We start from the raw sequence: 26,634 nt of genomic DNA on the forward strand, positions 1-26,634 counted from the left end.
CGCTGGGTTTTCTTTTGTATACTACCGCCTCATTAAAACAATTATCATTAAGCCTTCACGATGGATAAGAAAAAGCAAAGCAGCTTGAATAAGTGGCTTAAGCAACAAAGTAAGTTAGCCAAGCGCTGGCTTATGATTGCGATAGGCCTAGGCGTACTTTCAAGCGTGTTTTTATTGGCTCAAGCAGCCCTGCTCGCCTCCATTCTGCACCAGTTAATCATTGACCAAGTCGACAAAGCCGACCTCATTTGGCATTTTGTTGGGCTTGGTGGCACGGTTATCGGTCGAGCTGCTTGTACCTGGGGTCGAGAGCTTGCCGGTTACCGTTGCGGTGAGCAAATTCGAGTTTATATTCGCCAACTCATTTTAGATAAAGTTCATAAACTTGGGCCAGCTTACATCAAAGGCAAACCTGCCGGCAGCTGGGCGACGCTCATCTTAGAGCAGGTAGAAGATATGCAAGATTTCTTCTCTCGCTACTTGCCTCAGATGTCATTATCGGTATTAGTGCCTTTCATTATTTTGGTTGTTGTATTCCCAGTAAACTGGGCGGCAGGATTGATCTTCCTAGTCACTGCACCACTAGTGCCTATTTTCATGGCACTGGTTGGGATGAAAGCCGCAGAAGCAAACCGTAAAAACTTTAAAGCGATGCAGCGTTTGTCCGGTCACTTTTATGACCGCTTGCAAGCAATGACGACCATTCGCTTATTCGATAGAACAAAATCTGAAACTGAAACTCTGAAAGGTGCTTCGGAAGTCTTTCGTACTCGCACCATGGACGTTCTGAAAATCGCGTTTCTATCTTCTGCGGTTTTAGAGTTTTTCACTTCCATTTCTATCGCAATTACCGCCGTCTACTTTGGCTTTAGTTATATCGGAGAGCTCGATTTCGGCTACTACGGCACAGGTGTTACGCTGTTTGCTGGCTTGTTCATTCTGATTCTTGCGCCAGAGTTTTATCAGCCATTACGTGATTTGGGCACGTTCTACCATGCGAAACAGCAAGCGGTTGGCGCAGCAGAAAGTATTGTCGAGTTTCTAGATTTGGAAATCGATCAAATCAAAGATGGAACCCAAGCGTTAGATAAAAACAGCCCTATCCATATTGAAGCAGACGAGTTAACCATTTTTAGTCCGGAAGGTAAGCAGCTCGCAGGTCCCCTATCCTTCTCTCTTGAAGCCAACAAAAGTACGGCTTTAGTTGGACCAAGTGGTGCAGGTAAAACAAGCTTGGTAAACACCATCCTCGGTTTCATGCCTTATCAAGGTAGCTTGAAGATTAATGGTTGTGAATTGTCACAACTGGATCTAGCCACATGGCGAGAGGCCGTAAGCTGGATTGGTCAAAACCCAATGCTATTACATGGCAGCATTCGAGATAACGTCACGTTAGGCAAACACAACATTCAAGATGCAGACGTTCATTCTGTTTTGAATGACTCTCATGCTGCTGAATTTGTTGAAATGCATGGGTTGGATTACCCGATATCTGACCGCTCTGGTGGTTTATCTGTCGGCCAAGCTCAGCGTTTAGCGTTGGCTCGCGCTATGCTACAAAATGGTCGTTTTTGGTTATTAGATGAACCGACCGCAAGCTTAGATGCTCGTAGTGAAAAACTCGTCATGGAAGGCATTAACAAGTACGCACATGCCACAACGAATTTGATGATTACTCACCAGTTGGCACCTTTACAAAGCGTATCGCAAATTCTTGTTATGCAGGACGGCCAGATTGTTCAACGTGGTGATTACGACACACTGTCGACAGAAGATGGCTTATTTAAAGACATGTTGGAAGCGAACCTCGCACAACGTGAAACAGACAAGGGGAACTTAGATGCGTGATTTACTCCCTTATCTAAAACTCTATAAGAAACATTGGTTTGGTCTTTCTCTAGGTATGCTATTGGCATTTCTGACCTTAGCTGCATCTATTGGCTTATTAACGCTATCGGGTTGGTTTATTTCAGCCGCAGCGGTGGCAGGCTTGACGGTTGCTCGTGAGACCTTCAACTACATGTTACCAGGTGCCGGGGTACGCGGCGCTGCAATGGCTCGAACCGCAGGTCGATGGGGAGAACGTGTCGTCAGCCACAATGCGACGTTCAAGTTACTTACCGATCTACGTATCTTCTTCTTTAAGAAACTTGCACCACTGATTCCGGGTCGTGTCTCTACGATGCGTGATGCTGATCTGCTCAACCGCCTAGTGGCGGACGTTGACGCGATGGATCACGTTTATCTTCGACTTATCAGCCCTGTCGTGATTGGCATTTTTGGCATATTGAGTTTAACGGCTGTCCTGGCGTTCTTTGATTGGCATCTCGCGCTGCTGCTTGGCTCGATTCTTACCGTCATGTTGTTTGTATGGCCAGTGTTGTTCTATAAACTTGGTAAAAGTAATGGCGAGAATCTCACTCATCATAAAGCGCAATTGCGAGTGGCGACTCTGGACTGGCTTCAAGGCTACAGCGAACTGAGTATCTTTGGAGCAGAAGAGCGTTATCGCAATCTCATTCTAGAGAAGCAAAAGCAGCTGCTGTCTAATCAGTTTGTGAACGCGAATTTAACGGGCATGGCTTCAGGCCTGCTTATGCTTGTGAACGGTCTTACACTGGTTGTGATGCTTTGGTTTGCTGCAGACGGCGTAGGAGGTCATGCTCCTGATCCTTGGATTGCGTTGTTTGCATTTGCAACGATGGCAAGTTTTGAAATTTTGATGCCTATTGCGGGCGCGTTCCAGTACCTGGGGCAAACGTTGACTTCTGCTCGTCGTTTAAATGAAGTAATTTTGGCTGAACCTGACGTTGTCTTCCCTGAGCAATCGAAACATAAAGGCACAACGTTAGACATTGAATTCGACAACATTGACTTCACTTACCCTGACGGTCAGCAAAAGGTGCTGAAAGACTTGTCACTCTCACTACCGTTGGGCACTAAAACAGCCATTGTAGGTCAAACAGGTTCAGGTAAATCAACACTCATTCAGCTTCTTTGTCGCTACTGGGATGTTAACCAAGGTGAAGTTCGAATCGGTGGTACAAAACTGCAAGATTGGAGCGAGTCTGACCTGCGAGAAGCAATGACAGTGGTCAGTCAACGCGTTGATGTACTGAATGGAACACTGCGTGACAACTTACTTATGGCCGCTCCAGAAGCAAGTGATGAGCGACTGTCTGAGATTCTTCAAAAAGTCGAACTTGGTGGCCTTCTTGAGGCTCCAGGGCTAGATGCTTGGTTAGGCGACGGTGGTCGTCAGTTATCTGGTGGTGAGAAACGCCGAATCGGTATCGCTCGCGCATTGCTACGTGATGCGCCAATCCTACTCTTGGATGAACCAACTGAAGGTCTCGATAAGCGTACGGAACAGAAAGTGATGGCGCTTTTCAATGAGCACTTTGCTAATAAGACAGTGATATTCATTACACACCGACTAATAGAGCTAGAAAGCATGGATAGCATCTGTTTGATGGAACAAGGTGAGATCATCGAACAAGGCGATCATCCAACGCTACTCGCTCAAAAAGGGCGTTACTACCAGCTATTACAGTCTCTATAATTCGATTTTCAGTGACGAGAAGGGCTCATCAAACGATGAGCCCTTTTGTTATTCCTGTATTGTTAATTGGCTAGTTAAGTACGTATAAAAGGCTGATTTACCGACCTGATTTTTTGAGATAAGCCACCATTTCATCTTCCGGAACCATCCCTCCACCTGTTGCCCAAACAAGATGCGTTGCGTTTCTGAGTTTTTCTTCGTCAAATTGCATTCGAGACTGATAAGCATGATTATTCGAAACGTGCACTACCCCAACCATACCGGCTAATGCAGAAGGCTCTAGATTAATGCCTTCTAGTTCACTTAACTCACCCAAGTGGTGATACATACGAGCATCATCAATGGTGTAAAAGCCATCAATTAGCCTTTCCATCGCTCTACCGACAAAGCCCGACGCACGCCCTACTGCCAATCCATCAGCAGCGGTCATGTTGTCGATACCCAAATCTTGTACCGCAATCTCGTCATGCAAGCCGGTATGTACGCCCAACAACATGCACGGAGAGTGCGTTGGCTCTGCGAAAATACAATGAACATGCTCACCAAACGCGACTTTCAAACCAAATGCCACACCACCAGGCCCACCGCCAACACCACAGGGTAGATAAACAAAGAGCGGATGATGCTCATCAACCACGACTCCCAAGTCATCAAACTGCTGCTTAAGACGCTCACCCGCAACAGAGTAACCTAGAAACAACGTCTGCGAGTTTTCATCATCAATAAAGAAGCAGTTAGGATCTTGCTCAGCTTCTTTACGACCTTGCTCAACAGCAACACCATAGTCTTGCTGGTACTCCACCACTTTGACGCCATGTGATCGGAGCTTATTTTTCTTCCACTCCCGCGCATCAGAAGACATGTGAACCGAGACTGAAAAACCAAGCTTTGCACTCATGATGCCAATGGACATACCGAGGTTACCCGTTGACCCAACAGCAATACTGTACTGCTTAAAAAACTGCCGAAACTCATTGCTGAACAATTTGCTGTAATCATCGGTTGCGCAGAGTAAGCCAGCTTCAAACGCCAACTTTTCGGCATGGGTGAGCACTTCATAAATGCCACCTCTCGCTTTGATAGAACCAGAAATTGGCAGATGACTGTCTTTTTTGAGCATTAAACGACCCAATATTGGCGTGTCGTATTGCTGCTCCAAACGCACTTTCATCTTGGGAACATCCACCACAGAAGACTCAATGATGCCATGCGAAGCTTCCGTTTCGGGAAACGCTTTCATCAAATAAGGCGCAAATCGTGCTAGCCGTTCACTCGCAGCTTGAATATCTTTCTCATCTAGCCCCACATAGGGCAAACCTTCTGCTAAAGAGGTTATGTTTGGGTTAAACCAGCAAACCTCCTTAAGATCGATAAGTGGCGCCAAGAGTGGGAACTGCTTGATCAGCGCTTCAATATTCGCCTTGGTCATTTTACCTTCCTGGAGTGATGTGAGTTGAGATAAACAAAAGCGCCGCAATTGCGACGCTTTAATGAATAACAGTGAATTTGATTTTATGCGTAGTTTTTCTCAAACTCTTGCATAAAATCGACTAACGCTCGTACACCTTCTAGCGGCATGGCGTTATAAATGGAAGCTCGCATACCACCAACGGCTCGGTGCCCTTTTAGTGATTTCAGCCCTTTGGCATCGGCTAGTTCAAGGAACGTCGCATCCAGTTCAGGTTTCGCAAGTTGGAATGGCACATTCATCAAAGAACGGTTTGCTGAGTGCACGCCATTACGGTAGAAATCAGACTGATCGATGTAATCATACAGTAGTGCGGCTTTAGCGCGGTTCACTTGCTCGATCGCTTTTACCCCACCCTGCGCCTTTAACCATTTGAAAACAAGACCAGACAGGTACCATGCAAAGGTTGGTGGCGTGTTGAACATTGATTCTTTCTCAGCCAGAACAGTGTAATCCAAGATACTTGGCAGTACCTGCTTCGCCATACCTAACAAGTCATCGCGCACGATAGCGATAGCGATGCCTGAAGGACCAATGTTTTTCTGAGCGCCCGCATAAATCACACCGTATTTCGATACATCAATCTCACGAGAAAGAATCGTCGAAGACATGTCAGCAACGATTGGTTTGTCGGTGACAGGAAGATCGTTAATCTCGATACCGTCAATGGTTTCATTTGGACAGAAATGCACGTAAGCCGCTTCTGGAGCAATTTTCCATTCGTTTGCAGGTAGAACGGCTACTTTTCCGTCGATTTCTGTTTTTGCATCAAATACGTCTGGCTCGCAGTATTTCTTCGCTTCAGCTACCGCACTTTCAGCCCAATAACCGCCGTCGATGTAAGTTGCCGTCTCGGCATCACCAAGTAGGTTTAGAGGAACAGCAGCAAACTGAGCACGAGCACCACCTTGGCAGAACAGCACTTTATAGTTGTCCGGAATATTCAGAAGATCACGTAAATCTTGCTCGGCTTCTTCTGCAACTTTGATGAACTCTTTGCTTCGGTGGCTGATTTCCATGACCGAAGTACCAAGACCTTGCCAATCAATTAGTTCCTGTTGTGCTTGCTGCATAACTGCTTTAGGCAGACCTGCTGGCCCTGCACTGAAGTTAAATACGTTGTCCGTATTTTGTTCCATGATGCTCATTGCTCCTGCTATGTAAATATTACGAAATTAATATCACGTTTTCGCAGCGATAAAAACAAGAAAAGAGGTCTTACGACCTCTTTTTAAAGACTAAGCGTTAAATTGGATTAATTCCGCAACAATACTTGGCTACTGTTGTTGCATCAAGGCAGGCATAAGTAGCGCCACTAATGGGAACTCATGTCCATTTTCGAACTTCAATTTGCCTTCACCGATTTCTGCTTTGAGTTGATAACCGCCCTCTACTTTCTCGATCAACTCCATGATGAGCAGCTCATCAATTCCTTCTTGAATAAATGGGTAGTGCGTCACTAATTCGTCAGAGAAGTAAGTGCTGAGCTCACCAGTAGTCGCCGTCATCAACTTCATTGGATCTTGAGTAATGTGGTCAGTACCTTCAGGAATGGATAATTGCCACTCGTTATGGAATTTACCGTCACCAAATGCAAGTGAAAGCTCATTCACGGATAAATCAAAACCTTTGCTAAACAGCGTGTCAACATGCGGCAATAAGCTCGCAATTTCCTGCTCGTCTAACATTGGAGAGCTTTGATAGATAGACATAATTTGGTCAAATGACTGGCTATCCACATCTGCAATTGAGAAATCCAACTTAAAGTTATCGACATCCGTACCATCAGTTAAACGCAGTTTCTTAGCATCTAGGTTCAGCTGACTGTTCAGCTTATCACCAGACTCATTCATCGTAGTGTTGCCGCGGTAACTCGCATTCTCAATCAAAAAGAAAGGCGTTAAGTTCGAATCAACCACATCCAGCTTCTCTAGAGAAAAAGATTGCTCACCCAGCCAATAGCCTTTTGCTTGCTTACCTTTACCCTGACCTGTCAATGCATTCAGATGAAGCTCTTCACCGTTTTCAAAATCCACTTGAACAGAAGGAACAGAAACTTGGTAATTGAGATCACCCAATACCGTCACATCCCCTGTCACTTTTGCAGGGCTTGTAGAAACAGAAACACCTTGCGCTTCGTTACGATAATGCCAACTGTCTAGGTCAAGGGTGAATGCCGTATTGCCATTTAGTTGGGTCTGACTATGCATCGTGAGAGGCAAAAAGTCATTGTCCACCAATTTTGAATCTGCTGTTAGGCTTGTTAGACCATGGCTAACATCACTGGTTACATCAAACGTCGTTGGCATGCCATCACGCTCTAGCTGCGTTTTAAGCTCAGGGTCAACAACTGAATAACGAGTCAGCACGACTGAAGACAAATAGCCACGTTGATACTCGACCACTTCGCCTTTAATCATTTCATCATTCATATTGGTAATACCATCTTCAATGATGGACTGACCAATTTGTCCGACAGCCAATGGCCAACACAGCGCTAATGAGATAGCACCACCAATGGCGCCGATTTTTTTAAGATTTTGCATAACGTCACTTATTAGGTATTTTCGGTCAGTCTACCCCAAACCACCTGCGGAGAAAACATTGAGACAAATCAGACTATTGATGCTTATTCTAGTCCATTAATCAGGAATCATACTTGGCTCCCACTCATCATGTCCTTTTATTGTTAAAGTTTACGTGGCGAAGTTTTAACCGGAGCTAAAACATCTGTGAATCGTTATGCTGTGTTGTGTCTCGACAACAACCCAATCAGTGCTGAACAGTTTCGATTGGAGCTGTCTGCCTTCTCAAGTAAATTTGATATCTTTTCTGTCGAGTCGATAGAAGAGGCTCAAAGCGCTTTAGAGTATCTAGAAGAAAGAGAACAGACTGTTGCTTTAGTCATAGCGAGCCATCACGCTCATTTTAATGGCGTGGATTTTCTTATTGGTTTAGACCGGATGCCGCATACCGAGCAAGCAAGAAAAATTCTTATTAGCTGCTCGTCTGATATAGAGGCAATTCTCACTGCCGTTAATGAGGGCAGGCTCGACCACTGCCTCACTAAACCTTTGCCAGATCACGTCTTATTTAACACAGTGCAAAAAGAGCTGACCCAATTTATATTGCGAAACGGCAAAGAAGACCTGCTAAGTTACAGTCAGATATTGGATCATCACAGCTTGTTGCGAGCGCACATCAATAACCAGATGAGCCATTATCAAGCGGGCTTTTTACACGACTACCACTCGATGTCTGATGCCGAGTTAGCCGAGCAAGTGATCTCCGCTCTCCAGCAGTTTTTCAAAGATAACGACGAAACAAGAGCGTGCCGTACATACTCACCTGAACACTTATTAACCGTGGAAGGCGAGCCAAATAGCTTTTTGTGGTTTATCACCGAAGGTGAAGTGGCTCTGTACAAGCGCGATGAGCAAGGCATGCAGCGAGAGGTTGTACGCCATAACAAAGGGAATATTGTCGGAGGCATGTCGTTTGTTACTGGGGAATGTTCTTTCTCGACAGCTCTGACACTAACTAAAACAGAAGTTATCAAACTCGATCGCAACGTATTCAATAAAGTGATGCAAAGCGACTCAAACTTACTGCCTCTTTTTACAAACTTGCTCTTACGCCACTTCAACCGCCGGTTACAAAGAAGCATCAACACTAAGCTGCAACTTCAAAAAACGCTCGAATCGCTGGAGTCTGCCCACCAGCAACTCATTGAAAGAGAAAAAATGGCGATGCTCGGCCAGTTGGTTGCGGGCGTGGCGCATGAACTAAATAATCCGATAGCAGCGATATTGAGGGGCGTAGAGAATTTAACGCATACGCTAGAACGATTACTTAACGAAGTACCCAGTTCCGATATACAAACCAAAGGCATTGAGTTGCTGAGCAAAGCTCAAACCGCAAAACCCGCTTCAACCGCAGAGCTCAGATCACGCGTTAAAGCACTTAATCATGCCCTTCCAGACCGAACATTGGCAAAGAAAGTGGTGAACCTTGGGCTAGAGTCAGATCACGAGTTACTCACTCAACTAACGAAAAAACAGCAAGTATCTTCTCATGTTCTCGATACTCTTGAGCAATACCACAAAGCAGGTTCCACTCTTCGCTCGATTAACGTCTGTGCTGCGCGAATTGCAGATATGGTGAAAAGCCTTAAAGGTTACGCACGCTCAGATGATGAGACCCAGCACTATGCTGATATTCATGAAGGTATTGAAGATACCTTGGTGATCTTCGAAAACAAACTAAAAATGCATCAGGTTTCCACTGATTATGCGGATTTACCTCCCATCCTTTGTCAACCAATCGCACTCCAACAGGTATGGACGAATTTGGTCTCTAACGCCATTGATGCATTTCCGGAAAAAGGCGTTTTAAAAATACAAACACGTCTTGCAGAAAAAGATCATACACATTACGCCGTTATCTCGTTTGAAGATAATGGGTGTGGCATTCCTGAATCGCAAAGAGAAGCCATTTTCGAGCTCAACTTCACGACGAAAAAAGAAGGCAACTTTGGTTTAGGCATTGGGCTGTCCATCTGCCAGCAAATCGTGACAGCACATAAGGGATGGATTGACGTCGAATCAGAGCTCGACAAGTTCACACGAATGACAGTCTGGTTACCAGTCATCGAAAAAGGAGATGAAATATGACCAAGTATTTAATTTTATGTGTCGATGACGAACGAGAAGTCTTGGATAGCGTGCTCCAGGATCTCGCTCCCTTTGAGGAACATTTTATTGTCGAGGGAGCGGAATCAGTCACTGAAGCAAGGCAAGTGATCGAGGAGATGGCGGAAGAGGAAGTTCAGCTTGCGCTCATTTTATGCGACCACATTATGCCGGAGCAAACTGGGATTAGCTTCTTAATCGAACTCAGTCAAAATGGTGACACAAAAGCGGCCCGCAAAGTCTTACTTACAGGACAAGCCGGCTTAGAAGACACCGTTGAGGCCGTCAATAACGCAAGTCTGGACTATTACATAGCCAAACCATGGAGAGGTGAAGAGTTGAGAAAAGCAATCGTGTCTCAGCTTACTGCTTTTATGATTGCAAATGATGATAACTTATTATCTTGGACTCAAGTCCTTGATTCTGAGGCGATCCTCAATGCCATGGCTGAACGCAGAGCAAGCTTCGGCGAGTAATATGCGTGGCTCTAGCTTGAATGTCACCAAAGCCAGCTGATCCACGTTATTTCGCGCAATAGCGCGAGTATGGAAAAGCATCACTATTTATCCGATTGATGCTCTTAGACGTTATGTATATGGCGTAGTTTTTGCTTAAACCAACTAACTATTAAGTTAATTGACAAAACATCGACACATTTTTGTTGGTCGTGGACCTTCCTTTTTATTATGATGTCGGACAAATCAGATTACGGTTCAAGTGGTTGCTTGAATCCATGGAAATAATGAACAAGGTTTATCGTTAGTTATGCGTAAAACACTATTAGCCGCTGCCTTACTAGTGGCATCAAGCCATGCCCTAGCCGCAAACGACCGCAATGCGCCAGCAACTATGAGCAACTTTAGCTACGACTATTTCGAAGCACGTATTGGCGCAAGTCCTGTGACATTTGGTGCTGGATTCAGCAAATCAATTCACCCTAACGCACATGTTATTGCTCGTATCGACTCTGAGTTTGAAAGTGATTTTGACTCAGCCGCTGGTTTTGGCTTTCATTCGCCACTAAACAACTGGGCTGACCTTACAGGTGAAATGCTAATGCGCGTTGTACAACCTTCAAGCGATAGCAGCACTGACGTAGGTATGGAACTGAACTTAGGTGTTCGTCAATGGTTAGGTCCTCAATTAGAAGTAGGCGGCAAAGTCGGCTACGTTTCTATTGATAACGATGACGACTGGACCGGTGCAGCATACGCTCGTTTCCACTCAACTGAGCTTTTCTCTCTAGGCGCTGAAGCGCGTATCAACGACTTTTATGGTGATCAGGTAATGTTCACCACGCGTTTTAAGTTTTAAGATTTGTGCTTTAAGAAAAGAGCAAATTAAAAAACAAAAACCGAGGCCCATGCCTCGGTTTTTTGTCTAATCTAATGACTAACTCAATGAAGTGGTCAAAAACTTCAATGTCCTTTTTCCGCTTTCAACACTTGCCTTTACGACCCGCTAACTCCATCAAAACGAGTCAATCATCGTGCGTTCAGCTTGCTTACTCACACAGCGCCAATAACTGCTTTTTACGCGGCTCTTGAATCAGTTTCCAATGAACACCGTCAGTTGCACCAGCGAATTTCCAAAGCAACTTAACATCAACGTCATTGCCATAAGCCACTTTAACTTTGTTGAAGACTTTTACAGGTCCAAGTTCTAAAAAGGTTTCTACGTCATCAACACCTGCTTTCTTGACCATTCGCTCAAGAGTTAACTGCATATTTGGCAGATCTCTCAAACGTCTACTGGCAGAAGACTTTTGATATTTTCGTTCCTTAATTGAGTATTCAATTGATTTTTGTACCAGTTCATCGAGTCCTGCATATCCGGATTCAAACAAATCTGTTACATCATAATAATTTACGGTTGCCGTCGTCTGTTTTTTGACGTGCTTATATTTTTCGCAATTCAGTTGAGTAAACACTTCGTCCAATCCATTACCACCACGTAAGTAGCAGCAATCATTGCTGACAAGCGCAAACATAGCATCATCGGTGAATAAACCGATACCACCGAACATAGAACGTTTTTGATACTCACTAAAGTTGCGTACATATTTAAAAAAAGCTTGGTCTGTCATGTCCATTGACCTCTTTAATCTGAATAAATTACCCCGATTAGCGATGTCACCAGATAAACAGCAGCTTATAGCGAATTATAAATGTCGATTTGTTGGCGATATTTTTGTGAGTTGTGCTCACCAACTTGCTTAATCATACTTAACGTTGAAAAATAAGTTAGGACATAGGTCACATATAAAAAAGTATATATTCAGCATACGTGATTAGTTTCACACTTATTATTCATGTGGTGATATTTTTTTGACGCACGGCATGCCCAAAACACGCCATCATTATGATCTCGCTGGCAATTACGAGCACGTGATACGCATTTAATTGATAAAGAATACGCTGTAAGGGTACACTGTACGAAAGATCTCAAGTACAGCGTCACAATGGAACATTTATCATTTTTTTGGCTGCCAAATAATAAAGATAAGCTTATAAACGCACTGGAATCCGAGTTTGCTCAGCTGGTAGAACAGTCCATCTCAACGGGTAAGATTTCATTACCCCCTATTCCTGATGTCGTGCTTAAAATTCAGCAGTTATGTGTCGAAGAACACACCACTATTTCAGATGTTGCTAACTGTTTGTTAGAAGATCCCGGCTTGGCGGCGGTCGTTCTACGAGTAGCAAACTCTGTAATTTTCAATCGCAGAAACATTACCTGCAACGACTTAACCACCGCGGTATCTCGCCTTGGTATACTGCGCGTGCGTGATATTGTTACCGCACAAGCGATTGAACAACTTAAACATTCAGTAAATTTAACCAAAGAATGTAATGCTATCTTGGTGAAAAGTGCAGCGGTATCCCGAGAACTCGGTGCCGTCATGGTGATATTGGTTCAAGCGTTTCGTAAACACGAGCCAGGTACTTATGGGCACTTGGAGCAAGAAAAAGCATTGCTGGTTGGTCTGCTAGCCGATATCGGTTTGTTTTGTCTAATTAACGAGTACCACCTTTACTTAGATAGAGGCAATTACCTAGATCCTGAAATTGCGTTGCAAATCTTCCAAACTCGTTGTTCAGCAACAAGCAAACTGGTGCTCGAGCGCTGGGGATTTGACAATGACTTTAGAGAGGTCTCCTCAAACGAGAAGTACGAGCAAACGCGACCGGAAGTAAGTTATTTAGACATTGCAAGAATCGCGCATCACCTATTGATGTTCCGCAATCATGATGAACGCATTGATGAACACGAAGTTGAATTCAACTTAACAGGTGCAGAGGTCTTGTATGAACTCAGCAATATGAGTGATACTGACTTCAATGACCAAATACGTGCAGTGCTAAGTGCTAGCGGCTTGTAATTTATCGTTTTCTCACACCTAATTCGCGATAAACGATTCGCTCAAGGCTGAGCAGCGTTTGGTATTTGGTGAAATATCTCTCTAATTTCAACCGATAAATAATTTGATTTATGTGTGTTGGTATTATCTCAAAAAAGGAATCATAGAGCTTTATGTTCTCAGGGATGCTATTTATTTTCGCTCCACTTGTTGTGGGGTATCTAATTCCTATATCTCGAGCCTCGTTACTGGAGAAGATCAATCAATCAACGTCCTACCTTATTTACGTCATTTTGTCGTTGATGGGACTTAGCCTAGCAGCGCTCGATAACTTAAGTAGCAACTTACAGAGTATTCTCCTCTATGCGAGTACTTTCTTTTTATGTTTAAGTACCTGTAACCTGTTAGCGCTGCCTATTATCGATAGGATTATTCCTCTCCAGACCAATCAGAATCAAAAGAAGCTGCCACTATCCTCGATGGCTTTAGAATCAGTAAAGCTGATTGTTGTCGTTGGTGGCGGGCTAGTAGTTGGTCTGCTGTTACCCATCGATTTAAGTTGGGTGGATACAGCGAGCGAATGGATACTCTTCCTGCTCCTATTTTTTATTGGTATTCAGCTTCGCAATAGTGGGCTTACTCTTCGCCAAATTCTATTAAATAAACAGGGTATGGCCATTGCGGCAGTTGTGATCGCAACATGTATGCTTGGTGGCGTTATTGCAGCGATACTTTTGGACCTTCCTCTCTATCAAGCCCTCGCGATGGCTTCAGGCTTTGGCTGGTATTCACTCGCAGGAATTTTGATGGGAGACGCTTTTGGCCCCGTGTTTGGGGGGGCATCTTTCCTGATCGAATTGATGAGAGAGCTGGTCGCGCTGGTAGCCATTCCTCTCTTTATTCGCAGCTATCCGTGCACAGCAATTGGTTATGCAGGTGCAACAGCAATGGACTTTACCCTACCTGTTATTCAGACTACAGGTGGTGTACGTTGTGTCCCAGTCGCCATCGTTAGTGGGTTTATTTTGAGTTTACTGGTACCAGTTATGATGCTTTTCTTTGTATCACTTGCTAGCTAGATCTCAGGTTTTCGCTTTAACATCCATTACAATACGGCAAAAATTCAAATACCCAGTTAACGTCAAAGTGATCAAGGTTTTGGCAATAATCCGCTTTCCTTTTGTCAATTAGCCCAATGATTTATCACGACTAAAGAGAAAGAAGGGTGGAACATCAACTTATGTGCCTTGCGTTAATAAAGGGATAACAACCAGAAGGAAGAAGAATGAAACGCTTTGTCGTTGCAGCGCTCCTCGCTACAAGCTCAACTTTTACGTTTGCCGCAGATCAACAATGTCTTGCTAGCAAATACGACGGCTATGTTGATGCCTCACTACAGTGGTATCAAGATCTTGTTGATTTGACGGTTACCCAGTATCCAGATCTAAAAGAAGTTAGCCAGTGGTTCTTGGACGGCCGTAAACATCACTTTGAATTAAACCGTGAAGCAGTTCACTACTTTCTAGAGAACGATCCTAGCCGTGTTGCAACAGAACAGCCAATCGAAGCATGGCTAAAATTAGAACAACACGACGTTAAGCAGCTAGCAAGCCGAAGTGATAAGTTAGGTGAAGTTGCAAAACAAACGTTTAGTGACCGTCAATCGACTAACCACCCCAAAAACTACGAGCTTCGTTCAGCATTCGCCGACCTGCTTAGCCATCCACAACAAATTGATACCGCGCTTAATAAGTACAATCAGTCAATAGAGAAGATTGAAAAGCAGAAGTGTGATTAATTAATCGTTGAGGATGCTCGAAAACGCCGAGTGTTTTTAACACATTAAAATCAACGATTTTTTAATGCGAAGATTGTAGCCCTCACCTAAAATTTTCATTTCAGCAACATGGGTTTCAACAATTAAAACGGGACTTTGCGCCCGTTTTAGTTTAGATTGTGCCGCTCGCATTACCACAATAACTACAAAGATTCTTTGCTATGGTTAAGGAACAAAAAACCGCTGACGTTAGCTTTGAGAGCTTGCTAAAGATCTTCACTGTCCCAGAAGGTCCTGACTCAACGTTAACCAAAATTGACGAGAGCCTCTCGCGAAATCTAAATCAATTTCTTCGTGAACACATCGTGGCAGAAGAAAAGCCTTTACGCGAAATCGAAAAAGACTTTTCTTCTGCTCAGATTCCTGAGCAGCCAGAGTTCGTGTCAGATCATACAGAACACTTACTCGACACTTTGGTGTCGCACTCCGTTCACACTTCTTCACCAAGCTTCATTGGTCATATGACATCGGCGCTGCCTTATTTCTTGATGCCACTGTCAAAGATCATGATCGCCTTAAACCAAAACCTGGTAAAGATAGAGACTTCTAAAGCCTTTACCCCGCTTGAACGTCAAGTTTTGGGCATGCTACATCGCTTGATCTATGGTCAGAGCGATACGTTTTACGATCAGTGGATGCATAGCGCAAACCACTCATTGGGCGCATTTTGCTCCGGCGGTACCATTGCCAATATCACTGCACTTTGGGTAGCACGTAACAAGGCGTTAAGAGCCAATGGTTCATTTAAAGGCGTTGAGAAAGAAGGCCTATTTAAAGCCATGAAGCATTATGGCTACGATGGCTTAGCGGTATTGGTGTCTGAACGTGGTCACTACTCCCTTAAGAAAGCAGCCGATGTACTAGGTTTAGGTCAAGAAGGCTTGGTTGCGGTTAAAACGGATGCCAACAACCGTATTATTGTCGACGACCTTAAAGCGAAAATTGTTGAACTAGAGAAACAAAACATCAAGCCTATTGCTGTTATTGGTGTAGCTGGTACAACAGAGACAGGTAATGTCGACCCGCTACCTGAAATCGCAGAAGTCTGCCAAGCTCACGGTTGTCATTTCCATGTGGATGCCGCATGGGGTGGCGCAACACTTATGTCTAATCACCACCGTCACCTTCTTAACGGTGTGGAAATGGCAGACTCAGTAACCATTGATGCGCACAAGCAACTCTACATCCCGATGGGCGCTGGTATGGTTCTGTTCAAAGATCCTGACGCAATGAAATCCATAGAGCATCACGCTCAATATATCTTGCGTAAAGGCTCAAAAGACCTAGGCAGCCATACATTAGAAGGCTCTCGTTCGGGCATGGCAATGTTAGTCTATGCCGCAATGCACATCATCAGCCGCCCTGGCTATGAGCTGCTGATAGACCAAAGCATTGAAAAAGCTCGCTACTTTGCAGATTTAATCAAGCAGCAAGATGATTTCGAATTGGTTTCTGAACCAGAGCTTTGTCTCCTCACATACCGCTACTTGCCGCCATTCATCCGTGAGGCATTAGCAAAAGCGGAAGGTTCACAAAAAGAACAACTGAATGAACTGATTAATGAATTAACACAGTTTATTCAAAAGCGTCAGCGTGAAACGGGCAAATCGTTTGTTTCACGTACAAGACTGAACCCAGACCAATGGCAGCGCATGAACACGATTGTGTTCCGAGTGGTTTTGGCAAATCCGCTGACGACCAAAGAGATTTTGAGTTCGGTGCTTGATGAACAGCGTGAAATCGCCAAGCAAGCACCAAATTTGATGGAAAGAATTCAGCAGGTGGTCACTGATATCCAATCGTCTTAATGGCCCGAAAGAGTTACATCAATTTGAAATTTTTTTTCGTTTTGATGTAACTCAAACATCATTCTCGTGCGACTGGCGCAACAAAACATCGATTACACATCCAATTCTGTAGTTTTTACAACATTTTGTTTGAGGCCTGTCAAATTCTCACTAAATAGTATCCGTTATTGGTTTAGACTGATTGAAGATCAGGTTTATACTGATTCTATGGCGCTGGTTGTTTTCGTTAACGCCCCACTCTACTCTGGAATCTTCGTGTTTCCTTTCGTTAACAGAGCCAGCGAGTTGTTCTCTATACCCTCGTGAACACTATGAATACATTAGAAAAAATTCAAAAAAACCTGGAGAATTTCAGTAAGTCAGAGCGCAAAGTTGCGGAAGTAATTATGGCGTCTCCACAAACTGCAATTCATTCAAGCATTGCAACGTTGGCTAAAATGGCTGATGTTAGTGAGCCCACTGTAAACCGCTTCTGTCGTCGTCTGGACACCAAGGGCTTTCCAGATTTTAAGCTTCACTTGGCACAGAGCCTAGCCAACGGTACCCCTTACGTTAACCGTAACGTGGAAGAAGACGATGGCCCAGACGCGTACACCCATAAGATTTTCGAATCGACCATGGCGTGTTTAGATGTCGCGAAAAACAGCCTAGATCCAATGCAAGTGAACCGTGCGGTCGATTTGCTAACGCAAGCGAAGCGCATTTCATTCTTTGGCCTTGGTGCATCATCTTCTGTAGCCCGAGACGCACAAAACAAGTTTATTCGCTTTAACATTCCAATTACTTGTTTTGAAGACATTGTCATGCAGCGCATGAGTTGTATTAACTGCAGTGATAATGATGTTGTGGTTCTTATTTCTCACACAGGTCGAACGAAGAGTCAGGTCGAAATAGCAAACCTTGCTCGTGAAAACGGCGCGACGGTCATTGCGATTACAGCAAAGGACTCACCGCTAGAAAAGGCAAGTTCACTCGCTATTACGCTTGATATTCCTGAAGATACCGACGTTTATATGCCAATGGCGAGTCGAGTTGTACAGATGACGGTGATTGATGTACTGGCAACTGGCTTCACACTCCGCCGTGGTACAGGTTTCCGTGAGAACCTAAAACGCGTAAAAGATGCGTTGAAAGACAGTCGCTATGACAAACTAAGTCAGTACTAAGTCCTGCTGTTTAGTGAAAGATTTAATAAAGGGGAGCTCAACGCTCCCCTTTTTTCAATGTGCTTTAGATCAATACATCAACCCAAGTCGTTCACACTCGATAAGTCCGTTCTTGATTCAAGCACTTCTACAGAGCTCACGTGTTGTGTGCTCTCTGCCACACACTCTCCACTGCAATCACAGACTTGCTGCAATATGTATATCAAACGTTCCTGATTAAGGGGTAACGGGTTGCCTTTGATCGCCATCGACTTAAGCGCATCGTTCGCCACTTGTTCAAAAGAAGTTTGGCATACTCCGAATTGGCCAAGTAACGGCAACGCTAACTTATCTAACACCATATTTACCCAAAGAACCCCATCGTGCTCATTCGCGTTCGCACGATCGGTAACCAATTGGGCAAGTTTACGATAACGACTTATCACATCATTCCTGCCAGCGAGCTTCGCGGCGTTAATATTTTCCTGCATCACGTGCGGTGCAAGACGCGCCGTGATCACGCTGTGGGGAGCATCTAACTTACCTCCTAACGCCGACGCAAGCCCATGCGCAGCACCTAATTTGGCATTAGTAATGGCCATGCCACCGAGCAACGCAGCGAACGATAAATCCGACCGAGCCTTATGATTATCTTGCTTACAAGCAGCAATCACTGAACGGCTTAAACGACGAAGTCCCTCTTCGCACACCATATCTGTAAGAGGGTTTGGCTCACCACACACATACGCTTCCATCAAATGAGTGAACGCATCCATCGCGCCACGCCCGGATGTGTATTGATCGGTTCCATAAGTGAGCGTCGGATCCACAATGGCAACGTCTGCCAGCATATCTGGGCTTCGAAGACTCACTTTCACTTTATCTTGTCCAGACTTCAACACCGCATTTCGAGTCACCTCTGAACCCGTGCTTGCTGTCGTAGGAATTGCAATAAAATGAAGAGGTTTTGCCTTTAATGGTACGTTTCTTCCTACCACCTCGACGTAGTCGTAAACATTGCCTTGATTAGGAATAATAGCGGCTAGAGCTTTACCCATATCGATGACACTGCCACCGCCAATAGCAATCACCATATCAGGCTGGAATTTTCTACCGAGTACCGCGGTCTCTTCTACCATTGTGATATAAGGTTCGCCATTGATTGCTACGTGTTGGTAACGCATATTTTGAGCTTTAAGGTAGTTAATGATGGGCGTGGCTCGTTGGGTATCCTTCCCGGTTACCAGCAAAACACTGTAGCCAAATTGGTTGATAACGGATAATGAAGACTGAAGTGCACCTTCACCAAATATAATCCTTGTTGCAGTCATAAACTGAAACATACACATCCTCCCAAAATAATATACCCAAATAACCTCTTGCCCTCTGATTTAACACTTATGTAAGAGTTGAAGTCATTTGCGTATAGCCAGATTAGATTGCTATGTTTTTGAATAAAAAAAATTGACCAATTCCACCTTGCCATCATTAACCCCTTAAAATGTATGTTTTTTATGCGTCACTTCACATACTTTAGAGCCATAGAATAAGGGAGCGCGTTTAGTTTTTATTCGATAGATTTCACCTATAGAACCAAGAGGTAATTGCTGCTTTATTTCCGTATCTGGATCGGGCATAGTTACTGCAACAAAAGAGAGCGCACTCAGCCGCTATGTTTTGTACGCTTTCAAAAAAGAATAGATTTAGGAGAAATAAGATTATGTTCGTTGTTATCTTTGGTCGCCCTGCATGTCCTTTCTGTGTTCGTGCAAAAGAACACGCAGAAACGCTAAAAGCGAAGCGTGACGACTTCAACTACCGTTACGTTGATATCCATGCTGAAGGTATTTCTAAAGCAGATCTTGAGAAAACAGTTGGTAAACCCGTTGAAACTGTTCCTCAAATCTTTATCGACCAAGAGCACATCGGTGGCTGCGACGAGTTCGAAGCATACGCGAAAGAGCACCTAGGTCTATTTGACGAGTAATAAAGACAGTTTTTAAGAAAGCCGCTTCATGCGGCTTTTTTATTATTTTTCAGTTGGTTATTACCTTACGTCAACTAATGGTAAAACCTAAAAAAATTCACTTATCTTTTTGCTATATTTAGTTACAATTCGCAATTCTTAATCTTTTTGGCACACACTTTACCGAGCCACACAGTGAACATAGACGTCGTATACCTTCTTGAGCAAAACCCTATCCTTCTAATCTTCGTCGTATTAGCCATTGGCCTTGCCATCGGAAAAATCCGATTTGGCAAATTACAACTAGGCAACTCCATAGGCGTTCTAATTACCTCGTTGGTAATGGGTCACCTTGGCTTCTCATTCAATGCAGAAGCATTAACCATTGGCTTCATGCTGTTTATCTATTGCGTTGGCATTGAAGCTGGACCAAACTTTTTTGGCATATTCTTCAGAGATGGTAAGCATTACTTTATTTTAAGTATGACCGTTCTCGTGTCCGCAGTCAGCTTAACGTATGGCTTGAGCCACTATTTCGGCCTCGATTTTGGCTTGTCAGCCGGTATGATGGCTGGCGCGTTGACAGCAACACCAGTACTGGTTGGTGCACAAGACGCTCTAAACTCCGGCCTTGCTACTATACCGCGCAATATGGATTTTTCTTTGGTATTAGAAAATCTATCTGTAGGTTACGCGATGGCTTATCTGGTGGGCTTAATTAGCATGATCATGTTCGCGAAGCTGTTGCCAAAACTGCAGAAGCAGAACCTGTCTGATTCTGCGCAGCAAATTGCTCAAGAACGTGGCCTTGGAAATTCAAGCCAAAGAAAAGTGTACTTACCGATTATTCGTGCTTACCGAGTCGGCCCAGAATTGATTGACTGGACTGACGGCAAGAACTTGCGTGAACTGGGTATTTATCGTCAAACTGGCTGTTACATTGAACGAATCCGCCGCAATGGTATTCTCGCCCATCCAGATGGTGATGCCATTTTGCAAGAGGGTGATGAAATTGCACTGGTTGGCTTCCCTGATAGCCATGCTCGCTTGGATCCTAGCTTCCGCAACGGAAAAGAAGTATTTGATCGTAACTTGCTTGATTTGCGCATCGTTGAAGAAGAAATTGTCGTAAAAAGTGACGCTATCGCAGGCAAGCGTTTATCTGATTTAAACTTATCTGAGTTTGGCTGTTTCTTAAACCGCGTGGTACGTGCGCAAATAGAAATGCCGATGGACTTAGACATTGTGCTCGCTAAAGGTGACGTCCTTCAGGTGAGCGGCGAGAAAAGCCGAGTACATGGACTCGCGGAAAAAATCGGTTTCATCTCGATCCACAGTCAAATGGCCGATTTACTCGCTTTTTGCAGCTTCTTTATTTTGGGTATTCTGTTTGGCCTCATCACGATGACATTCGGCCAGGTTTCGTTCAGCTTGGGTAACGCGGTAGGTCTTTTGTTATCTGGTATTACACTTGGTTTCTTACGAGCAAATCACCCTACTTTCGGCTATGTCCCGCAGGGGGCGCTGAATATGGTCAAAGATTTGGGTTTGATGTTCTTTATGGTGGGAATAGGTCTAAGTGCAGGCGGAAAGATGTTCGAGCACTTGACCCAAGTTGGTCCAAAGGTGATTGGTTTAGCATTCATTGTTAGTGTTGTGCCTGTAGTACTGGCCTATTTAGTGGGCGCACACATACTCAAGATGAACCGTGCCCTGCTCTTCGGTGCCATTATTGGTGCCCGAACTTGTGCCCCAGCTATGGATGTCGTCAACGACTACGCTAAATCCACCATCCCTGCTCTTGGCTATGCGGGTACCTATGCGATTGCTAATATTCTGATGACGTTAGCCGGTACGATCCTGATAATATTAAGTTAATAACTTTGACTGATGAAAGCAAAAAAGGCGCTCAATGAGCGCCTTTTGTATATCGGTTGTCTAATCAGTCATTCGATTAGATTTGGATAAAATCAGCTTCAACCGCTGGATTTACATCCGCTTCGTAATCTACGCCTTCAACACCGAAACCAAATAGTTTCAAGAACTCTTCTTTGTACTCTACGTAGTCAGTCAGTTCTTTTAGGTTCTCAGTCGTAATTTGAGGCCATAGCTCACGACAGTGCTGCTGAATGTCGTCACGAAGTTCCCAGTCATCCAGACGTAGACGGTTCATCTCATCCACTTCTGCTGCGCTACCATCTTCTTTGTACAGACGTTGGCTGAACATACGGTAGATTTGTTCCATACAGCCTTCGTGTACGCCTTCTTCGCGCATTTTCTTGAATACCATTGCAATGTACAGTGGCATAACAGGAATTGCGGAACTTGCCTGAGTTACAACAGATTTAAGTACAGCAACATTTGCACTGCCGCCTGTCGCTGCTAACTTGTCGTTTAGCGCTTTCGCCGCACGATCTAGGTCCATTTTCGCTTTACCTAGTGCGCCATCCCAGTAGATTGGCCAAGTTAGCTCAGTACCAATGTAGCTGTACGCGACTGTCTTACAGCCTTCAGCAAGAACACCAGCATCAGACAGTGCATTGATCCAAAGCTCCCAGTCTTCACCGCCCATAACGGTTACTGTGTCTTTGATTTCTTCTTCTGTTGCAGGCTCGACACTTGCTTCGATGATCACATCTTTGTTGGTATCAACAGCAGTTGATGTGTAAGTTTCACCGATAGGCTTAAGCGCTGAACGAACTAGCTCGCCAGTTTCTGGCATTTTACGTACTGGGGAAGCCAGTGAGTAAACCACCATATCGATCTGACCTAAATCTTCTTTGATCAGTTCGATAGTTTTCTGTTTCGCTTCATTTGAGAAAGCGTCGCCGTTTAGGCTTTTTGCGTACAGGCCTTCTTCACGCGCTAGCTTTTCAAAAGCAGCTGCATTGTAGAAACCTGCCGTACCTGGTTTCTTCTCAGTGCCTTCTTTTTCGAAGAAAACACCGATAGTTGATGCACCGCCACCAAATGCCGCAGCGATACGAGAAGATAGACCGTAGCCACTTGATGCACCGACAACAAGAACGCGCTTAGGTGCGTTTTTGATTGGGCCTTGCGCTTTAGTGTACGCAATTTGTTCTTTTACGTTAGCTTCACAACCAACAGGGTGCGTTGTAGTACAGATAAATCCACGAATTCTAGGTTTGATGATCATATTCAACTTCCTTTAAAAAACCTTGTTAGGATAAAAGTTTCGTCGGGATTTCGCATCTAATTTCTGTAAAAATGCTCTGAAAAGGCAAGTGGTTGGAGCACTATCCCAACATCCACTCTGCAAGAACACAAAAAAGCACCTCATTGAGGTGCTTTTCTTAGTATTAACGGTTTACTATGCCGCCGGGTTCAAATGCGACTTTTTTGGGCAATCGGTTCGTACTTCAGAAAAGTCATGACTAAAGTGGTCAACTTGAATCGCCTTGTAACGCAATTTGTCTGCCGCCATGATTTGGTCAATTTCTTGCTCAGTTAACACGCCAGCTTCAAATGCTTGCTGCAAACGGTCGTGTAAAAGACCTTTACGAGCCACTTTCCCATCCTTCGCCGCCTTCATAAGCTTACGCTCTAATGGTTTGATTTCGTACATTGCGAGGAAGGCATTCTCCATTAAGCCTACGCTGTCGTCGTCGGATTTTCCGATGTAGCAAAGATGCGTGAGTCGATCACGTTGTGCTCCTGGCGTCATCATTGCTTCCGCCAGATTCACACACAGTTCATCGCTTGGCTTATTAAAATGATTACCAAGTGGGAACAATAACCCTTTCAGCACACCGCCAACGTATTTCACAGGGAAGTTGGTATAAGCCTCATTTAATGACTTAGATGCGTTATACAAACAATGTTGCACGGCGTAGTGGACAAAATCTAGATCGCCTTGTTGACGTCCTTCATCTTCATACTTTTTCAGTGCGGCAGACGCCATATATAGATAACTTAAGCCATCACCCAGACGTGCGGAAATCATTTCTTTACGCTTCAAATCACCGCCTAGTGTTAACATCGCGAAGTCAGCACTAACGGCAAGCGCTCGGCTTAATCTTGTGATTTCCTTATAGTACTGCTGTGTTGGGCCACTCGTGTGCGCTTTTACAAACCGAGAACCAGTTAGCGCCGCGCCAAATGCACCAAATGTATTGCCTACCGCATGTTTGATGTGTTTAAAGAGCAAGTTGTCAAATTCTTTCGCCCCTTGTTCAGAATCTGGATTCGCCGCGGCTTCCATTTCTTTCAGTACATATGGGTGACAACGAGTCGCACCTTGACCAAATATCATCAGGTTACGAGTCAGAATATTCGCGCCTTCCACAGTGATCGCAACTGGGATACCGAGATAGTGTTTAGCAAGATAGTTCATTGGGCCATCTTGAATCGCACGACCTGCATGAATATCAAACGAATCATTTAGAATAGTACGCGCAATTTCCGTCATGTGGTACTTGGCAATCGCGGTTACAATCCCGGGTTTTTCTTTCATATCGAGAGAAATCGTCGTCAGCGTACGTGTTGCTTCTAGTAGATAAGTAAGGCCACCAATACGCCCCATAGCTTCTGCGACACCCTCAAACTTACCGATCGACATACCAAACTGTTTACGTACGTAAGCATAAGCACCGGTTGTACGTGTAGTAAGGTGGCCAATCGCTGTACCAAGCGCTGGGAGAGAGATACCACGACCAGCAGAAAGACACTCAACCAGCATACGCCAACCTTTGCCTGCGTAATCAGCGCCACCGATCAACCAGTCCATAGGGATGAAGACATCTTCACCACGAGTCGGACCATTCATAAATGCAGAACCCAGAGGATCATGGCGCTCGCCTATCTCGACACCTTCATGGTCAGCGGGGATCAGCGCACATGTGATTCCAACCTCTTTCTTATCACCAAGTAGCCCTTCTGGATCCTGTAGCTTAAATGCTAATCCGAGCACTGTCGCCACTGGCGCAAGTGTGATGTAGCGTTTATTCCAGCTAACTCGCACGCCAAGCACTTCTTTGCCTTCGTGAGTGCCATAACAAACTACGCCTTGATCTGGTATACCACCGGCGTCAGATCCCGCTTCGGGCCCTGTTAATGCAAAACAAGGAATGTCGGTACCATCAGCTAAACGAGGCAACCAGTAATCTTTTTGCTCCTGTGTACCGTAGTGCGATAAAAGCTCACCTGGACCAAGAGAGTTCGGTACCATTACCGATACCGCGGTACTGATACTTCGAGTCGCAATACGAGAAACAATGGTTGAGTTCGCTAAAGCGGAAAATTCACGACCACCATACGCTTTTGAAATGATCAGTGAGAAAAATCGCTCTTTACGTAAGTACTCCCATACTTCAGGCGGTAAATCCCTATCTTCTTTGACAATTTTCTGGTCATCAAGCATTTCTAGCAGGGTTTCAAGCTCATTATCCATAAATGACTGCTCTTCTGCTGTCAGTGTAGGCGTTGGATAATGATGCAATGTTGTGAAGTTTGGCTTGCCTGAAAATAGTTCGGCATCCCACCACACACTACCCGCTTCCATCGCCTCTTTCTCAGTACTAGAGAGAGGTGGCAATACTTTTTTGAACACTTTAAAAGCTGGGTCACTAATCCATTTTCTTCGTAGAGAGCTCATAGTTCAGATCCTTTTGTTCACGTAACCGCTCTGGGCATAATTTTATTATTGGTTTAACTTTCTTATTTGTCTTGTGCCAACTGCTTCGCTGACATTCCTGCTGACAAATAAGGAATCAGCAAGTCGACGACAGATTTCACATCCACTTCCTTTTCAAATTTACTTTCAGCAAGCTCCGAAAGAGCCTGGCTTGAAGCCATCGTAAATACGCAGGTACCTAGCGTGAAGTGCAGTCGCCAAAACAGCTGCTCCTCACATAGTTCCGGGTTTGCCTTCATTATCGAGAAGGTGAAGAGGTTAAGTACCTCTTCATATCGAGTGGTGATGAACCAACGCAGATGACCTTGTACGTCTGTGTAACCACGGCCAATTAACAACATGAATAATGCAGTACCATTGGGGCGCACATCATTTAATGTACGCAAAGGTAAACGCAATGACTCAAAGACGTCGTCCATGTCGTAGCTATCACGCGTATTTAACTCAATTAGTGAGGTTTTAATGCTCGGCATGAGCGCTTCTAGGTATCTATCTAAAACCGCTCTAACTAGCGTTTTTTTATCGCCAAAGTGATAATTTACCGATGCTAAGTTGACGTTCGCTTTACCTGTTATCGTTCTTAGCGAAGTATCATTAAAACCATGTTCAGCAAAGAGTCCTTCTGCGACATCGAGTATTTTTTCTTTTGTTGATGTTCTCGGGGCCATTTTAATCACTCGTATTAAACAACTGTTTGAAAATATACTCCTGAAACTTTAGATTAACAAATGATTAACATCACACTTTCACCAATTGGTCTGACCAGAACTTAGAAGGTGTGATCTAATCTTTTGAATTTAAGTCTAATAAGCAAATGATGCTCGCCTGAAGAAAATTACCAAGTTTCGCAAACCATCGTATTTGAAACGCTAGCAATGTCGTTAGGCGGTCGGAGCAGGAGGTGCGGGTTTGAAATGCAATTTAAGTTTATAGCTACTATAGAAAAGAGGGCTATCGAGTTTCAAACCGCCATTAAGTTGGTTACGCTGTTCGCCTCTTCTCTTACTTCTTTACGATACAAGCGGGCAGAAAGAATTAAATCGAATTTTTTTGAAAAAAAATGGAACTGTTTGGAAAAGGCTCGGTCTGAATAAATGTAACAACTAGGGCATTTTAAGTTTCACTGGCCGTCAAACTTGTTTC

The 26,634-nt window shown here is 44.3% G+C and carries 20 protein-coding genes; 12 read left to right on the plus strand and 8 right to left on the minus strand.

What is annotated here, in order from left to right:
• Nucleotides 1–60 precede the first annotated feature (60 nt).
• Nucleotides 61–1,848: a heme ABC transporter permease/ATP-binding protein CydD gene (cydD, locus tag ACWPOD_RS10105; protein WP_456231859.1), complete on the plus strand. Its 1,788-nt coding sequence runs from the start codon at nt 61–63 to the stop codon at nt 1,846–1,848.
• Nucleotides 1,841–3,562, plus strand: coding sequence for a heme ABC transporter ATP-binding protein/permease CydC (cydC, locus tag ACWPOD_RS10110; protein WP_256964812.1), 1,722 nt, complete (start codon nt 1,841–1,843; stop codon nt 3,560–3,562). The genes cydD and cydC overlap by 8 nt, the downstream gene beginning before the upstream one ends.
• 97 nt (nt 3,563–3,659) lie before the next feature.
• Here the strand turns inward: cydC and ACWPOD_RS10115 are convergent, their stop codons facing one another.
• From ACWPOD_RS10115 to ACWPOD_RS10125, 3 genes are all read right to left on the minus strand, one after another.
• Entirely contained in the window at nt 3,660–4,991 is a 1,332-nt protein-coding gene (locus tag ACWPOD_RS10115) for a D-serine ammonia-lyase (protein WP_456231860.1), read from the minus strand.
• Between the two features lie 83 nt (nt 4,992–5,074).
• A complete protein-coding gene (gene serC, locus ACWPOD_RS10120; RefSeq protein ID WP_456231861.1) occupies nt 5,075–6,169 on the minus strand; it encodes a 3-phosphoserine/phosphohydroxythreonine transaminase in 1,095 nt (364 codons plus the stop codon).
• 138 nt (nt 6,170–6,307) lie between these two features.
• Nucleotides 6,308–7,576 (minus strand): DUF945 family protein, encoded by a 1,269-nt coding sequence (locus tag ACWPOD_RS10125; protein WP_456231862.1) that lies wholly within the window; start codon nt 7,574–7,576, stop codon nt 6,308–6,310.
• Between the two features lie 186 nt (nt 7,577–7,762).
• Here ACWPOD_RS10125 and ACWPOD_RS10130 point away from each other — a divergent pair, with 186 nt between their 5' ends.
• The 3 genes from ACWPOD_RS10130 (at nt 7,763) to ACWPOD_RS10140 (ending at nt 11,035) form a co-directional block, all read left to right on the plus strand.
• A complete protein-coding gene (locus ACWPOD_RS10130; RefSeq protein WP_301575002.1) occupies nt 7,763–9,703 on the plus strand; it encodes an ATP-binding protein in 1,941 nt (646 codons plus the stop codon).
• Entirely contained in the window at nt 9,700–10,197 is a 498-nt protein-coding gene (locus ACWPOD_RS10135; protein WP_012841921.1) for a response regulator, read from the plus strand. Before ACWPOD_RS10130 ends, ACWPOD_RS10135 begins: the two co-directional genes overlap by 4 nt.
• 289 nt (nt 10,198–10,486) lie before the next feature.
• Entirely contained in the window at nt 10,487–11,035 is a 549-nt protein-coding gene (locus ACWPOD_RS10140; protein ID WP_005393208.1) for a hypothetical protein, read from the plus strand.
• A 190-nt stretch (nt 11,036–11,225) separates the two neighbouring features.
• Here ACWPOD_RS10140 and ACWPOD_RS10145 read toward each other — a convergent pair whose 3' ends face one another.
• Entirely contained in the window at nt 11,226–11,813 is a 588-nt protein-coding gene (locus ACWPOD_RS10145; protein WP_005393210.1) for a TfoX/Sxy family DNA transformation protein, read from the minus strand.
• 369 nt (nt 11,814–12,182) lie between these two features.
• On the opposite strand from ACWPOD_RS10145, the gene ACWPOD_RS10150 reads away from it, so the two are divergent.
• From ACWPOD_RS10150 to ACWPOD_RS10170, 5 genes are all read left to right on the plus strand, one after another.
• Nucleotides 12,183–13,103, plus strand: coding sequence for an HDOD domain-containing protein (locus tag ACWPOD_RS10150; protein ID WP_005393212.1), 921 nt, complete (start codon nt 12,183–12,185; stop codon nt 13,101–13,103).
• Nucleotides 13,104–13,255: 152 nt separating this feature from the next.
• A complete protein-coding gene (locus ACWPOD_RS10155; RefSeq protein WP_006742620.1) occupies nt 13,256–14,161 on the plus strand; it encodes a lysine exporter LysO family protein in 906 nt (301 codons plus the stop codon).
• 206 nt (nt 14,162–14,367) lie between these two features.
• Nucleotides 14,368–14,880 carry a hypothetical protein gene (locus tag ACWPOD_RS10160; RefSeq protein ID WP_012841922.1) on the plus strand — a complete coding sequence of 171 codons (513 nt, stop codon included), beginning with the start codon at nt 14,368–14,370 and terminating at the stop codon, nt 14,878–14,880.
• Between the two features lie 200 nt (nt 14,881–15,080).
• Nucleotides 15,081–16,727: a pyridoxal-dependent aspartate 1-decarboxylase PanP gene (panP, locus tag ACWPOD_RS10165; RefSeq protein ID WP_006742621.1), complete on the plus strand. Its 1,647-nt coding sequence runs from the start codon at nt 15,081–15,083 to the stop codon at nt 16,725–16,727.
• A 311-nt stretch (nt 16,728–17,038) separates the two neighbouring features.
• Nucleotides 17,039–17,893: a MurR/RpiR family transcriptional regulator gene (locus tag ACWPOD_RS10170; protein ID WP_005378021.1), complete on the plus strand. Its 855-nt coding sequence runs from the start codon at nt 17,039–17,041 to the stop codon at nt 17,891–17,893.
• A gap of 77 nt (nt 17,894–17,970) precedes the next feature.
• On the opposite strand, the gene ACWPOD_RS10175 is transcribed toward ACWPOD_RS10170, so the two are convergent.
• Nucleotides 17,971–19,215, minus strand: a complete 1,245-nt coding sequence (locus tag ACWPOD_RS10175; protein WP_005393219.1) for an iron-containing alcohol dehydrogenase — start codon at nt 19,213–19,215, stop codon at nt 17,971–17,973.
• Nucleotides 19,216–19,592: 377 nt separating this feature from the next.
• Here ACWPOD_RS10175 and ACWPOD_RS10180 point away from each other — a divergent pair, with 377 nt between their 5' ends.
• Together ACWPOD_RS10180 and ACWPOD_RS10185 are read left to right on the plus strand one after the other, a co-directional pair.
• Entirely contained in the window at nt 19,593–19,859 is a 267-nt protein-coding gene (locus tag ACWPOD_RS10180) for a GrxA family glutaredoxin (protein ID WP_005378026.1), read from the plus strand.
• A 174-nt stretch (nt 19,860–20,033) separates the two neighbouring features.
• Nucleotides 20,034–21,716 carry an aspartate:alanine antiporter gene (locus ACWPOD_RS10185; RefSeq protein ID WP_006742623.1) on the plus strand — a complete coding sequence of 561 codons (1,683 nt, stop codon included), beginning with the start codon at nt 20,034–20,036 and terminating at the stop codon, nt 21,714–21,716.
• Nucleotides 21,717–21,792: 76 nt separating this feature from the next.
• On the opposite strand, the gene fabV is transcribed toward ACWPOD_RS10185, so the two are convergent.
• The 3 genes from fabV to ACWPOD_RS10200 form a co-directional block, all read right to left on the minus strand.
• Nucleotides 21,793–22,995 (minus strand): enoyl-ACP reductase FabV, encoded by a 1,203-nt coding sequence (gene fabV / locus ACWPOD_RS10190; RefSeq protein WP_006742624.1) that lies wholly within the window; start codon nt 22,993–22,995, stop codon nt 21,793–21,795.
• Nucleotides 22,996–23,169: 174 nt separating this feature from the next.
• Nucleotides 23,170–25,452, minus strand: a complete 2,283-nt coding sequence (locus tag ACWPOD_RS10195) for an acyl-CoA dehydrogenase (RefSeq protein WP_456231863.1) — start codon at nt 25,450–25,452, stop codon at nt 23,170–23,172.
• A gap of 62 nt (nt 25,453–25,514) precedes the next feature.
• Entirely contained in the window at nt 25,515–26,159 is a 645-nt protein-coding gene (locus ACWPOD_RS10200) for a TetR/AcrR family transcriptional regulator (RefSeq protein WP_005393225.1), read from the minus strand.
• Nucleotides 26,160–26,634 lie beyond the last annotated feature (475 nt).

Source organism: Vibrio sp. JZG120 (assembly GCF_053890955.1).